Annotated in this window: 9 protein-coding genes; 7 read left to right on the top strand and 2 right to left on the bottom strand. The window is 67.6% G+C overall.

All coding sequences use genetic code 11. The annotated features are described in order from the left end of the window. The first annotated feature begins 1 nt into the window (after nucleotide 1). The 3 genes from mutM (at nucleotide 2) to ftsY (ending at nucleotide 5,963) form a co-directional block, all read left to right on the top strand. Nucleotides 2-970, top strand: coding sequence for a bifunctional DNA-formamidopyrimidine glycosylase/DNA-(apurinic or apyrimidinic site) lyase (mutM, locus tag ACLH0K_RS10500; RefSeq protein WP_411373554.1), 969 nt, complete (start codon nucleotides 2-4; stop codon nucleotides 968-970). A 107-nt stretch (nucleotides 971-1,077) separates the two neighbouring features. Next, nucleotides 1,078-4,665 (top strand): chromosome segregation protein SMC, encoded by a 3,588-nt coding sequence (gene smc / locus ACLH0K_RS10495; protein WP_411376462.1) that lies wholly within the window; start codon nucleotides 1,078-1,080, stop codon nucleotides 4,663-4,665. A gap of 89 nt (nucleotides 4,666-4,754) precedes the next feature. Then, complete coding sequence (gene ftsY, locus ACLH0K_RS10490) at nucleotides 4,755-5,963, top strand: signal recognition particle-docking protein FtsY (protein ID WP_411373553.1); 1,209 nt, start codon at nucleotides 4,755-4,757, stop codon at nucleotides 5,961-5,963. Nucleotides 5,964-6,013: 50 nt separating this feature from the next. Here ftsY and ACLH0K_RS10485 read toward each other — a convergent pair whose 3' ends face one another. Beyond that, nucleotides 6,014-7,255: an MFS transporter gene (locus ACLH0K_RS10485; protein ID WP_411373552.1), complete on the bottom strand. Its 1,242-nt coding sequence runs from the start codon at nucleotides 7,253-7,255 to the stop codon at nucleotides 6,014-6,016. Nucleotides 7,256-7,481: 226 nt separating this feature from the next. On the opposite strand from ACLH0K_RS10485, the gene ACLH0K_RS10480 reads away from it, so the two are divergent. Both ACLH0K_RS10480 and ACLH0K_RS10475 read left to right on the top strand, forming a co-directional pair. Next, nucleotides 7,482-8,837 carry an ammonium transporter gene (locus tag ACLH0K_RS10480; protein WP_411373551.1) on the top strand — a complete coding sequence of 452 codons (1,356 nt, stop codon included), beginning with the start codon at nucleotides 7,482-7,484 and terminating at the stop codon, nucleotides 8,835-8,837. After that, nucleotides 8,834-9,172 carry a P-II family nitrogen regulator gene (locus ACLH0K_RS10475; RefSeq protein WP_050687078.1) on the top strand — a complete coding sequence of 113 codons (339 nt, stop codon included), beginning with the start codon at nucleotides 8,834-8,836 and terminating at the stop codon, nucleotides 9,170-9,172. Before ACLH0K_RS10480 ends, ACLH0K_RS10475 begins: the two co-directional genes overlap by 4 nt. A gap of 124 nt (nucleotides 9,173-9,296) precedes the next feature. Here the strand turns inward: ACLH0K_RS10475 and ACLH0K_RS10470 are convergent, their stop codons facing one another. Continuing rightward, nucleotides 9,297-10,700 (bottom strand): glucose-6-phosphate dehydrogenase, encoded by a 1,404-nt coding sequence (locus ACLH0K_RS10470; RefSeq protein WP_411373550.1) that lies wholly within the window; start codon nucleotides 10,698-10,700, stop codon nucleotides 9,297-9,299. 84 nt (nucleotides 10,701-10,784) lie between these two features. Between ACLH0K_RS10470 and ffh the strand changes: the two genes are divergently transcribed. Both ffh and ACLH0K_RS10460 read left to right on the top strand, forming a co-directional pair. Further along, nucleotides 10,785-12,368 carry a signal recognition particle protein gene (gene ffh, locus ACLH0K_RS10465; protein ID WP_411373549.1) on the top strand — a complete coding sequence of 528 codons (1,584 nt, stop codon included), beginning with the start codon at nucleotides 10,785-10,787 and terminating at the stop codon, nucleotides 12,366-12,368. A 101-nt stretch (nucleotides 12,369-12,469) separates the two neighbouring features. Then, entirely contained in the window at nucleotides 12,470-13,204 is a 735-nt protein-coding gene (locus tag ACLH0K_RS10460; RefSeq protein WP_411373548.1) for an alpha/beta hydrolase, read from the top strand. The last annotated feature ends 25 nt before the right edge of the window (nucleotides 13,205-13,229 follow it).

The following is a 13,229-nucleotide window of genomic DNA, read 5'->3' as shown; positions in this document are numbered from 1 at the left end:
CATGCCCGAACTCCCCGAGGTGGAAGTGGTCCGCCGCGGCCTGGTCAGCTGGGTCCGCGGGCGGACCATCGACTTTGTCGACGTCCTTGATGCCCGTTCCATCCGCCGGCACGCACTCGGTCCCGGAGACTTCATCGGCAACCTCGAAGGTGCCGTCGTTGCCGATGTTGTCCGCCGCGGGAAGTTCCTGTGGATGCCGCTGCTGGACAGCAGCCCGGGAGCCCCGGAAAGGGTCGGCGGCTCGCCGCACCCCTCGGTGGCGCTGATGGCGCATCTGGGAATGAGCGGGCAGCTCCTCATGCAGGACCCGGACGTGCCGGACGAGAAACATCTCAAGGTGCGCCTGCGGCTCAGCGCCCGGGACGGCATGCCGGAACAGCTGCGCTTCGTCGACCAGCGGATCTTTGGGGGCCTGTTTGTCACCTCACTGGTACCCACGGAAGACGGGGGTCCGGGAGGCCTGGCGGAATCCCCCCTTCCCCTGATTGCCGAAGAGGCCGCGCACATTGCCCGCGACCCGCTGGACCCGAACTTCTCCTTTGACCTGTTCTACCGGCGGCTCCGCAAGCGTAAGACCGGCCTCAAGCGGGCCCTGCTGGACCAGGGGCTGGTCTCCGGCATCGGCAATATCTACGCGGACGAAGCGCTCTGGCGTGCCCGGCTGCACTACGCCCGGCCAACGGACACGCTCCGCAGAAGCGAAGCCGAACGCGTCCTGCAGAGCGCCCGCGAAGTGATGGTGGACGCCCTCGCAGCCGGCGGCACCAGCTTCGACTCGCTGTACGTCAACGTCAACGGTGCGTCCGGATACTTCGACCGCTCGCTCAACGCCTACGGCCGTGAAGGGGAGCCCTGCGCGCGCTGCGCGGCTGCGGGCATCCACGCCACCATCCGCAGGGAACAGTTCATGAACCGCTCGTCCCACACCTGCCCTGTGTGCCAGCCCCGCCCGCGCAACGGACGCTGGTAGCAGGCAATCCACAGGACAGGCCGCACGCATCCGGGAATTATGCCTGCAAGCCAGTAGATTTGGGACTGCGACGCAACAGCTACAGCCACCCAGGAGACCCCAAAGCCTTGCACCTCAAAAGCCTTACCGTCCGGGGGTTCAAGTCTTTTGCGTCCGCCACCACCTTTGACTTCGAACCCGGGGTCACCGCGGTTGTCGGCCCCAACGGCTCGGGCAAGTCGAACGTGGTCGACGCGCTCGCCTGGGTGATGGGCGAACAGGGGGCCAAAACACTCCGCGGCGGAAAGATGGAAGACGTCATCTTCGCGGGGACATCGGGCCGCCCTCCGCTCGGCCGCGCCCAGGTATCGCTGACCATCGACAACACCGACGGTGCCCTGCCCATCGAGTACAGCGAAGTCACCATTTCGCGGACCTTGTTCCGCACCGGCGGGTCCGAGTACGCCATCAACGGCGCCGCTTGCCGCCTGCTCGATATCCAGGAGCTGCTGTCCGATTCCGGCCTGGGCCGCGAGATGCACGTCATCGTGGGGCAGGGCCAGCTGGACCGCGTCCTGCATGCCACACCGGAGGACCGCCGCGGCTTCATCGAGGAAGCGGCAGGCATTCTGAAGCACCGCCGCCGCAAGGAACGCACGGTCCGCAAGCTTGAGGGTATGCAGGCCAACCTGCAGCGGCTTACCGACCTCACGGCCGAGATCCGCCGCCAGCTCACTCCGCTTGGCAAGCAAGCCGAAGTTGCCCGGCGTGCACAGCGGGTCCAGTTCGATGTCCGGGACGCCCGCGCCCGGCTCCTCGCCGACGATCTCGTCCAGCTGCAGCTGGCCCTGGAACAGGATGTGGCTGACGAGGCCGCCCTGAAGGCGCGGCGGACCGCCGTCGAACAGGAACTCGAGGCCGGCAGAAGGCGGCAGGCAACACTCGAGCAGTTGGCTGCCGAGGCCACGCCCAAGCTCAATGCCGCAAGGGATACCTGGTACCAGTTGTCCTCAGCCCGCGAGCGGCTCCGTTCGCTGGGATCGCTGGCCAGCGAGCGGAGCCGGCTCCTCGACTCTGCCGATCCCGCGCCTGCCTCCGGCCGGGACCCGGACCAGCTGGAACGGCAGGCTGGCAGGGTGCGCGCGGAGCTTGCCGAGCTTGAGCGTTCCATCCTGGACAGGCGCAGCGCACTGGAAGCCGCCACCGCGGCAAAGGCCGAGGCTGAACAGGCAGCGCATGCGGAGGACCGCCGGCTCACCGCTGAACTGCGGGCTGTGGCTGACCGGCGGGAGGGGCTCGCACGTTTGGCCGGACAGGTGGCCGCTGCCCGGTCCCGGGTTGAATCGGCCCAGGCCGAACTCGGCCGGCTGCGGGAGGCACTCGCTTCCGGCGCGGAGCGGCGTGCCCGTGCCCAGGAGGAGTTCACCGCCCTGGAAAACCAGGTGGCGGGCGTTGAGGAAGGCGAAGAAAGCCTCGACGCGGACTACGAGGCCGCAAGCGCCGCGCTGGACGCCGTCACTGCAGAAATCTCTGACCTCAAGGCAGCCGCCAGCGAGGCAATCCGGAAGCGCGACGCCCTGGCGGCCCGTCGGGATGCGTTGAAACTGGGCCTGGACCGCAAGGACGGCGCCGGCCACGTTCTCCAGTCCGGGATCCCCGGCGTCCAGGGACGTATCGCCGGGGAGCTGACAGTGGAGGCCGGCTATGAAACGGCCGTCGCCGCAGCCCTCGGGGAAGCCTCCGAAGCCGTCCTGGTCCGGGACTCCGGTACGGCAGCGGCTGTGCTGGAACTGTTGAAGACCGACGACGCCGGCCGGGCCTCGCTGCTCCTGGAGTCTGCCGCTGATGACACCGACCCGGGAACAGCCGCGGACAACCTGCCTGCAGGTGCCCGCCCGGCCGGCAGCCTGCTGCTCGGCGGCGGCCCGTACACGGCACTGGCCCGGCACCTGTTGTCCCGGACCGCCGTCGTTCCCGACACCGGCGCTGCCGCAGCGCTCGTGTCCAGCCAGCCTGCGCTGACCGCCGTTACCGCTGCCGGTGACGTTTTCACAGCGGTGTCGGTGACGGGCGGATCGGCAAAGGCTCCCTCGCTGCTTGAAGTCCAGGCGGCCGCGGACGACGCCGACAAGCAGCTTTCGGCGGTCACGTCCGCCATCGAGCAGAACAGGTTCGCCCTGGCCGCCGCGGAAGCACGGCGCGCCGAGGCACAGGAACGGGCCGACGCCGCCCTCGACAAACTGCACGACTCCGATGCCCGCCTCGCTGCAGTGGCGGAACGCCTGGGCTACCTGAATTCGGTACTCCGCAGCGCCGTCGGTGAAAGTGACCGGCTGGCGGCTTCACTGGCCACGGCGGAAGCGAATGTGGTGGCGGAGGAGGAAGCCCTCGCTGCCATCACCGCGCGCCTCGCCGCCGCCCAGGAGGTGCCCGTGGAGCAGGAGCCGACCACGGAACAGCGCGATGCCCTCGCGCAGGCAGCGTCCTCCGCCCGGGCCGCCGAGGTGGAGGCAAGGCTTTCCCTGCGAAGCGCCGAGGAACAGTTGTCCGCCACCCGCAACCGGGTGGCGTCCCTGGAGCGGGCCGCGGCCACCGAACGCCATGCCCGAGAGGAAGCCGCCGAACGGGCGCGGCTCCGCCGCATCCAGGCCCGGCGCGCCGCGGCAGTCTTCGAGGCCGTGGAGCTGGCACTTCGCCACGTGGATGTCTCCGTCGCCTTGGCCACGCACGAACGCGACCTCGCGGAGGAGAACCGCGAGCAACGCGACCAGGCCCTGAAGGACGCCAGGACAGCCACCGAAGCCCTGGCCAGGGAACTGGCGGACCTTACGGACAATGTCCACCGCGACGAGCTGGCGCGGGCCCGGCAGCGTGCCCGGATTGAAGCGCTGGAGACCCGCTCCGTCGACGAACTTGGAATTGCCCCCGAGACACTGGTGGAAGAGTACGGACCGCATGTCCCGGTGCCGGTTCCGGCAGAGGACAGCGGCGATAAGTGGGCAGCCCTGCGCACCCCGGTCGACGCCGGCGGACAGGAGATCCGGGAGGGAAAGCCCTATGTACGCGCGGAGCAGGAGAAGCGCCTGCGGAAAGCAGAGCGCGATCTGGCCAGCCTCGGCAAGGTGAATCCGCTGGCGCTGGAGGAATTCGCAGCGCTGGAAGAACGCCACCAGTTCCTCAGTACGCAGCTTGAGGACCTGAAGGCGAGCCGGAAGGACCTGATGGACATCATCAAGGAGGTGGACGACAGGGTCCAGCGCGTGTTCGCCGATGCCTTCGAGGATACGCAGGCACAATTCACCAGGGTTTTTGAGCGGCTGTTCCCGGGCGGTGAAGGCCGGCTCGTCCTCACCGAGCCCGCCGACATGCTCACCACGGGCATCGAGGTGGAGGCCCGGCCCGCCGGCAAGAAGATCAAGAGGCTTTCGTTGCTGTCCGGCGGCGAACGCTCCCTGACGGCGGTGGCACTGCTGGTCGCCATCTTCAAGGCCCGGCCTTCGCCCTTCTACGTGATGGACGAGGTGGAGGCCGCCCTGGACGACACCAACCTGGGCCGGCTGATCACTATCTTCGAGGAGCTGCGGGAGTCCAGCCAGCTCATTGTCATCACGCACCAGAAGCGGACCATGGAAGTTGCTGACGCGCTCTACGGGGTCACGATGAGGGGCGACGGCGTTTCCACGGTGATCAGCCAGCGGCTGGGCACGGACGCGTAGCTTTGGGGCGGGAAGCCCGGCGTCATCGGCAGGCCGGTGACGCCCCTGCCCGGGGAAGGGGGTCCGCCCTGTTGTGAGAAGCTAGGGGAGTGAATGACATCCTTCCCATTATTTTGTCCATCGTTGCTGCCCTGGCGGTCATAGGCGGGCTGATTCCTGTCCTGGTCAAGACGCGGAGGAACATCACCCGGTACCCGGGCACGCGAGACGCCAACGATCCCGAAATCAAGTCCGGCGGCAGCACGCTGGTCGCGGACCGGCCGGCACCGGCGGTGGACCGGAAGGCTCCGGCGGACGTCGACGTCGAGGACCTGGACACCACCACTGTTCCGGATGATGCCGCCGGCCTGGAAGTCATCCCCGTCGAAACCCCGCTGCCCGTGGCCGGCCGGCTGGTGCGTCTGCGTGAGCGGCTTGTCCGCTCCAACAACATCATGGGCAAGGGCCTGCTGGCCCTGCTCTCCAGCGACAAGATCGACGAGAACGTCTGGGACGAGGTGGAGGAAACGCTGCTGCTGGCGGACCTTGGCACCGAGCCCACAATGCAGCTGGTCGACTCGCTGCGCGAGCGCGTCAAGGTGCTCGGCACGCGCACCCCGGACGAGGTCAAGAAGCTGCTCCGCGAAGAACTGGTCAAGCTCGTGGACCCCACGATGGACCGCAGCCTCAACGTCCAGCGGCACGCGGACAAGCCGGCCGTCATGATGGTGGTGGGCGTCAACGGTGTGGGAAAGACCACTACCGTGGGCAAGCTGGCCCGCGTGCTGGTTGCCGAGGACAAGGATGTCCTGCTCGGTGCCGCGGATACCTTCCGCGCCGCCGCCGCCGAGCAGCTCGCCACCTGGGGGCAGCGCGTTGGCGTTCCCACCGTGAAGTCGGACATCGACGGCGCGGATCCTGCGTCGGTGGCGTACGAGGCCGTCAAGGCCGGCATTGACCAGGAAGTCGACGTTGTCATGATCGACACCGCCGGCCGGCTCCAGAACAAGGTGGGCCTCATGGACGAGCTGGGCAAGGTCAAGCGCGTGGTGGAGAAGCTGGCGGAGGTGGACGAAGTCCTGCTGGTCCTGGATGCGACCACCGGCCAGAACGGCCTCAACCAGGCTCGCGTTTTCTCCGAGGTGGTCAACATCACCGGCATCGTCCTCACCAAGCTGGACGGAACGGCCAAGGGCGGCATCGTCGTCGCCATCCAGAAGACCCTGGGTGTTCCCGTGAAGCTCATCGGCCTCGGGGAGGGCGCGGACGACCTCGCGCCGTTCGAAGCCGAAGGCTTTGTTGACGCGCTCCTGAACTAGGCAGGCGGAAAAGCCCGGCCGGGGTCACTCCGGCCGGGCTTTTTCGCGTCCTACGCCCTGGCGGGCCGCAGGGTTTCCCGCGTGGCCAGCCACCCGCAGGCCGCTACCAGCATGATGCCCCCGGTCACGCCGAAAGCCCAGCCGAAACCCAGCCGGTCTGCGAGCACGCCGGCCAGGACAGGCCCAACGATAGCTCCGACGTCGGACGTCATCTGGTAGACCGCCAGAACCTTGCCGCCTGACCGCGCGTTACCCACCACATCCGCGACTGCGGCCTGCTGTGCCGGACCGAACAATCCGGAGCCGACGCCGGCAAGCGCCGAGGCGGCCAGGAACCATGGCAGGTCCTGGGTGAAGCCGATGCCCGCCGTCGCCAGCCCTGCCACAACAAGGCCATAGACCATCATGGGCCTGCGTCCGAGGCTGTCGGCCAGCCGCCCCGAGAACGTCAGTGCTGCAGCGTTTCCGGCAGCGAAGACAGCCAGCGCCAGGCCTGCAGCTTCCGGACCGGAACCGAAGGCAACCGCGGCAAAAAGCGGAACGGTGGCCATCCGGACCCCGAAGGTCGCCCAGCCGTTGGCGAAGCTCGAGAACAATGCCGACCGGTAGGCCCCCATCCCCAGCGCCTCGGCAAAGGGCATGTCAGGGGCCTGCTGCTGCCGTCCCGCGGACCCGCGGCGCTCGTGGCTCAGCTGGGTCTGTACCACGACGGCGGCCACCACCAGGGCCGCGGCGTAGGCCAGGAAAGGGATCCGGAGTCCGTAGCCGGCCAGCAGCCCGCCCACGATCGGTCCGCACACATTGCCGACCAGGAAAGCCGACGCATAAGCCCCGGAAACCCGCCCCCGGCTTTCCGGCGGCGCCAGCCGGACCACCAGCGCCATTGACGCGACCGTAAACATCACCGAGCCGGCGCCGCCCAGCCCGCGGAACAGCAGCAACTGCCAGTAGTCAGCCGCGAAGGCGCAGGCCGCGGTCGACGCGGCCACGATCAGCAGCCCCGCGACGTAGACCGGACGTTCACCCAGCCGGCCGATAAGCGTCCCGCCGGCCGGCGCGAAGACCAGCCGCATGAACGCGAAGATGGCCACAATTACGGCCGCTTCCGTGTTTCCCACTCCGAAAGTGGTGGCGAACTGCGGCAATACGGGCGCAACAAGCCCGAATCCAAGCGCAATCAGGAAGGCTGCAGCCAGCATCACCTTGATATCCCGCGGCAGCTTATCCCGCCGGGGCCGAAGTCGCGCCAGGATCCTTGCCGTGGCGCCGCTTCCACGGGGTGGTGCTGTCATGAGTCCGAGATCCTTGCTGAGTGGGGCATTAGTGCCCGGCGAAAGTGATGAAACACAACCGTAACAAGGCGGATATGCACCATTTACTTCCTAGAGGTTGTTGTAACAGGGCGGCAATCTAATTCCTTTCCCGGTGAAACACGCCGTGGACACACTCGTTACAGGACGCAAAACGGCGTTGGCAGGCGGAGGACTTCCGCAAGAACGAGAAGAGAGGACGTGCACCATGGAACTTACCGCAGGTCACGTATGGCTCATGGTGGCGGCAGCGCTCGTGCTGTTCATGACACCGGGCCTGGCATTTTTCTACGGCGGGATGACCCGTGCCAAGGCAGCACTGAACATGATGATGATGAGCTTCATCTCCATCGGCATGGTGGGCGTTGTCTGGGTTCTCTGGGGCGCCTCGATGAGCTCCGGCGACGGGTTCATGCAGGTCGTCGGAAACCCGTTCGCCACGTTCGGCCTGGAAGGCATCGACACGCCGGACGGACTCATCAAGGTTGGCTACGCCGCCACCTTCGCCATCATCACGGTGGCCCTGATCAGCGGCGCCATTGCCGACCGCGCCAAGTTCGGCGCCTGGAGCGTCTTCGTCCCGGTCTGGGTCACCCTGGTCTACTGCCCGCTCGCGTACATGGTGTGGGGCGGCGGACTGTTCGGCCCCGAAGGCGCCGTGGGACAGGCCCTGGGCCCGGCAATCGACTTCGCCGGCGGCACCGTGGTCCACATCAACGCCGGTGTTGCTGCACTGGTCCTGGTCCTGATCATCGGCAACCGCAAGGGCTTCGGCAAGGACCCGAACCACCGCCCGCACAACATCCCCTTCGTCATGCTCGGGGCAGCCATCCTCTGGTTCGGGTGGTTCGGCTTCAACGGCGGCGCTGCCACCACCGCTGAGCAGGGCGGCCTGATCTGGGTCAACACCCTCGCAGCGCCTGCCGCAGCCATGCTCGGCTGGCTGATCACCGAACGCATCCGCGACGGCCACCCCACCTCCCTCGGTGCAGCCTCCGGCGTCGTCGCCGGCCTCGTTGCCATCACCCCGGCCTGCGCCAACGTCAGCCCGGTCGGCGCCCTCGGCCTCGGCCTGGTGGCCGGTATCGCCTCCGCCCTCGCCGTCGGCCTGAAGTTCCGCTGGGGATTCGATGACTCGCTCGACGTCGTCGGCGTCCACCTCGTGTCAGGCATCATCGGCACCGTGGCCCTTGGCTTCATCGCCCTCCCTGCCGACGGTGCTGGCGGCGGCCTCTTCTACGGCGGCGGCATGGCCCAGATGTGGGCACAGCTCGCAGCAGCCGGCATCGCCATCGCCTACTCCGCGATCCTGACGGCGGTCATCGCCCTGGCCATCCACAAGACCATGGGCTTCCGGGTCTCGCAGGAACAGGAAACTGTGGGCGTGGACCTCAGCCTGCACGCCGAGACCGCGTACGAGTTCGGGGTCGGCGGGCACGGCGGAACCTTCCAGCCGCTGCACGACGTGATCACCGGCAAGAACCAGCAGGATCCCGCTGACCGGACCGCACCGGCTGGACAGCAGAACGAATCAGCAACAGGCAAGGAAAGCGTGGGGGCATGAAACTGATCACCGCAATCGTCAGGCCGGAAAAGCTCGAGGCCATCCGGGAAGGACTGGAGTCATACGGCGTACAGGGCCTGACGGTCAGCGCGGCCAGCGGCTACGGCCGGCAGCGCGGCTACACCGAGGTCTACCGTGGTGCCGAGTACAACGTGGACCTCCTGCCCAAGATCCGCGTGGAGGTGCTGGCCACGGACGAGCAGGCCGATGACATCCTCGACGTCATCATCGCCAGCTCGAACACCGGCCGGGCAGGGGACGGCAAGGTCTGGACCATGGATGTCTTCGAGGCCGTCCGGGTCCGCACCGGAGAGCGGGGAGTGGCCGCCATCTAGGGGGCTTCCGCCAGCAACAAGGATCAGGCAGCAACAAACTGCAGGGCGGGCGGGGAACCGGAAGGTTCCCCGCCCGCCCTGCTGCGTGCTGCTGCGGCCTTTTCCGTGCCTGCCGGGCCGGGGCTTACTTCGCCCGCGGCGTTGTGGGCCAGGCTGCAGGTCCAGTCGATCCGGCGTCGTACTCCTCCAGCAGGACCGCGTCCTGCTGCCAGGCAGCCAGCACCGGCTCGACAATACGCCAGCACTCTTCCGCCGTGTCGCCGCGGACCGAGAGCAGCGGATCACCCGTGAGGACACCTTCCAGCACTTCCCCGTATGGCAGGAGTTCAGAGGCGCTGAGCTCGGCCTTTAGCGTTGCCCTGCTGAGGCTGAAGACATCGCCGGGACCGTTGACGTCCACGTCGAACTGAAGCGTATCCGGCCCGAAGCCGATGCGGAGCTGGTTCGGCGAATCAACCCCGGTAAAACCGGCGGGCAGGTGCGGCACCGGGCGGAACGTGACAACAGCTTCCTTGCGCTTGGCGCCCAGCGCCTTGCCGGAGCGCAGGATGAAGGGGACGCCTTTCCACCGCCAGTTGTCGATCATCACCTCGATCTCGGCCAGGGTCTCCGTACCGCGGCCTGCGTCCACGCCCTCTTCCCTGGCATAGTCAGGCACGTCCTTCCCCGCGACAGTTCCCGCCGTGTAGCGCGCCCTCCTGGTGGACGCGGCGAAGGGCTCGTTGACGTTGCTGGCGCGGAGAACGGCGGAGATGGCGTCACGGAGGTCGCGCTCGCGGATGGTGGCGGGAGGTTCGATGGCAAGCAGGGCCATGACGTGCAGGAGGTGGCTTTGGATCATGTCACGGAGCGCCCCGGCGCCGTCGTAGTAGCGGGCCCTGCCCTCCAGGGCGAGGTCTTCATCGAAAATGATTTCCACCTTCTCAATGTGGTGCCGGTTCCAGACGGGCTCCAGGAAGTTGTTGGCGAAGCGCAGTCCCAGGATGTTCAGCACCGTGGCCTTGCCCAGGAAGTGGTCCACCCGGTGGATGTGGTCCTCGGGGACCAGCCGCACCAGGGTCCGGTTCAGCGAACGCGCCGACTCCTCGCTCGAACCAAAGGGTTTCTCCATCACCAGGCGGGTGCCGGCGGGCACCTCTTCAGGCCGCAGGGACTCGCAGGCGAGCTGGCTGATCCGCGGCGGAAGGGCGAAGTAGACGGCCACGGGGGCTTCGAGGCTGTTCAGCAGGGCTGCGAGGGCTCCGGCCGCGGTGACATCCAGCTGGTGGTAGACCGTGTCCTTGTCCAGGGCGGTGAGCGCTTCGAGCCCTTCGGTGCCGGCGGCATCCGCGGCAGCCGCGAAAGATGTCCGGACCCGTTCGCGCCACTGTTCCGGGGTCCAGGGGTCAGACCCTGCCCCCACCAGCCGAAGGCCTGCCGCCCGGCCCTGCGACACCAGGCGCGCCAGGCCCGGAAGGAGCAGCCGCCCGGTGAGGTCCCCGGAGGCACCGAGGATGAGCAGGGTTCTTACAGTTGTTGGGCTCGTCATTTTGCCAGCATGCCATCTGGCAGGCCCGACTTGGTACCCTAGATAGTCGAGTCCCGATCATCTCCTGAAAGAAGTGCACGGCGCGTGTTCAATTCACTCTCTGACCGGTTGACAGCAACCTTCAAGAATCTCCGCGGCAAGGGCCGCCTCACCGAGGCCGACGTTGATGCCACCGTCCGCGAGATCCGCCGCGCCCTCCTGGATGCCGATGTTGCCGTGCCGGTGGTCCGTGAGTTCACCGGCCGGGTCCGGGAGCGCGCCCTTGGCGCCGAGGTTTCGGCCGCCCTGAACCCCAGCCAGCAGATCGTGAAGATCGTCAACGAGGAACTCGTGGAGATCCTCGGCGGCGAGACCCGCCGTATCCGCCTCGCCAAGAACGGCCCCACCATCATCATGCTGGCCGGCCTCCAGGGTGCCGGTAAGACCACGCTGGCCGGCAAGCTGTCCAAGTGGCTGAAGTCCCAGGGCCACAGCCCCATGCTCGTGGCCTGCGACCTGCAGCGCCCCAACGCCGTCACCCAGCTCCAGGTGGTCGGCGAACGTGCCAAGGTGCCGGTCTTCGCGCCGCATCCGGGAGCCACGTCCACCGAACTCGACCAGCCCGCCGGCGATCCCGTGGCCGTGGCCCGCGCCGGCGTCGAGGAAGCCCGCCAGAAGCTTCACGACGTCGTCATCGTTGACACCGCAGGCCGCCTTGGCGTGGACGCCGACATGATGGAGCAGGCACGCCAGATCCGCCGCGCCATCGTGCCGAACGAGGTGCTGTTCGTCATCGACGCCATGATCGGCCAGGACGCCGTGAACACGGCCATGGCCTTCGACGAGGGCGTCAACTTCACCGGCATCGTGCTCTCGAAGCTCGACGGCGACGCCCGCGGCGGTGCCGCGCTGTCCGTTGCGTCGGTCACCGGCAAGCCCGTGATGTTCGCCTCCACTGGCGAAGGGCTTGACGACTTCGAGCTGTTCCACCCGGACCGGATGGCATCGCGCATCCTGGACATGGGTGACATCCTCACCCTCATCGAACAGGCGGAAAAGGCCTGGGACAAAGACGAAGCTGCCCGGATGGCGAAAAAGTTCGCCGACCAGGAAGACTTCACCCTCGAGGATTTCCTGGCCCAGATGCAGCAGATCCGCAACATGGGCTCGATGAAGAAGATGCTCATGATGATGCCCGGCGCGCAGAACATCCGCCAGCAGCTTGAGCAGTTCGACGAGCGCGAGATTGACCGCGTGGAAGCCATTGTCCGTTCCATGACGCCGCACGAACGCCTGGCCCCCAAGATCATCAACGGCTCCCGCCGTGCCCGCATCGCCCGTGGATCCGGCGTCCACGTGTCCGAGGTCAACGGCCTGCTGGAGCGGTTCGCGCAGGCGCAGAAGATGATGAAGAAGATGGCCCAGGGCGGCATGCCGGGAATGCCCGGGATGCCGGGGCTGCCGGGTGCCGGCGGGGGAGCGCGCAAGAACGCCAGGAACGCGCCCAAGAAGAAGGCAAAGTCGGGCAACCCGGCCAAGGCGGCCCAGGAGCGCAAGGAGGCCGAGGCCCGCCGCGCCAACGCCGCCAAGGCCCTGCCCACCGGCGCCGCGTTCGGTCAGCAGTCCGGTGACTTCGATCCGTCCCAGCTGAACCTGCCCAAGGGCTTCGACAAGTTCCTCGGCAAGTAGCAGTGCCCCGACTGAGTAGCGCCAAGTGTCGTTTTGAACGGTCAAAACGACACTTGGCGCTACTTGGTTGGACTGTCGGCGCCGTGGAATAGGGTTGGGACATGTTCAAGCAGAGGGTAGTGTTCGTGCACGGCGCCGGGAGCTTCGGCGCCGCTGCCTGGCCGCGCCAGCACGGCATGGCACTGTCCTACGACGCCCTCTTTCTTCGCCGCCACGGCTTTGATCCCGTCGCGGAACCGGTGGAGTCCTCGTTTGCCGAGGACACCGCGATCGTGCTGCGGTCACTCGCTGATGATGGCCGCGGAGCCGCCGGCGGGCACGTCGTGGCACACGCACAGGGCGCCGTGGCAGCCATGATGGCCGCCGTCGAACGCCCCGACCTTGTCTATTCCCTGACGCTCGTGGAACCGGCCTGCCTGTCCCTCACAGCGGAGCTGCCCGCCACCGCGGCGCACATCGCGCTGATGCAGCCGCTGCTGGAACGCCGCCACCAGCTCAATGACGAAGAGTTCCAGCGCGAATTTGTGCGGCGGGTCTACGCCACCGACCTTCACGAACCCGCCACCGCGGAGGAAAAACGCTCGGCACGGCGCCTGCGCCTGCAGGCGCCGTCCTGGGAGGCTCCGCTGCACATCGTTCCGGGTGTCCCCACCCTGGTTCTTACGGGCGGATGGGAACCCCTCTATGAGGAGATCGCGGGCTACCTGCGGGAAACGGGTGCATGGCACCGCACCTCGCCGGGTGGACACCGGCCGCAGGACACCCCCGACGGCGACCGGGCCATCCGCTCCTTCATCGCCGAGGTCAGCAGGAGCGAGCCGGCCCGGGCCTGCTAGCCCCCGGGCAGGCCGCGCCGCTGCT

It is taken from the genome of Arthrobacter sp. MPF02 (assembly GCF_046605375.1).
In the GTDB taxonomy this organism is placed as follows: domain Bacteria; phylum Actinomycetota; class Actinomycetes; order Actinomycetales; family Micrococcaceae; genus Arthrobacter.
The sequence above is the reverse complement of the archived record's forward strand: the minus strand, read 5'-3'. Positions and strand labels throughout refer to the sequence as shown.

Coding starts and splice junctions, on each gene's coding strand:
- mutM (WP_411373554.1), top strand. CDS start 2: ATGCCCGAACTCCCCGAGGTGGAAGTGGTCCGCCGCGGCCTGGTCAGC.
- ACLH0K_RS10485 (WP_411373552.1), bottom strand. CDS start 7,255: ATGACAGCACCACCCCGTGGAAGCGGCGCCACGGCAAGGATCCTGGCG.
- ACLH0K_RS10480 (WP_411373551.1), top strand. CDS start 7,482: ATGGAACTTACCGCAGGTCACGTATGGCTCATGGTGGCGGCAGCGCTC.
- ACLH0K_RS10475 (WP_050687078.1), top strand. CDS start 8,834: ATGAAACTGATCACCGCAATCGTCAGGCCGGAAAAGCTCGAGGCCATC.
- ACLH0K_RS10470 (WP_411373550.1), bottom strand. CDS start 10,700: ATGACGAGCCCAACAACTGTAAGAACCCTGCTCATCCTCGGTGCCTCC.
- ACLH0K_RS10460 (WP_411373548.1), top strand. CDS start 12,470: ATGTTCAAGCAGAGGGTAGTGTTCGTGCACGGCGCCGGGAGCTTCGGC.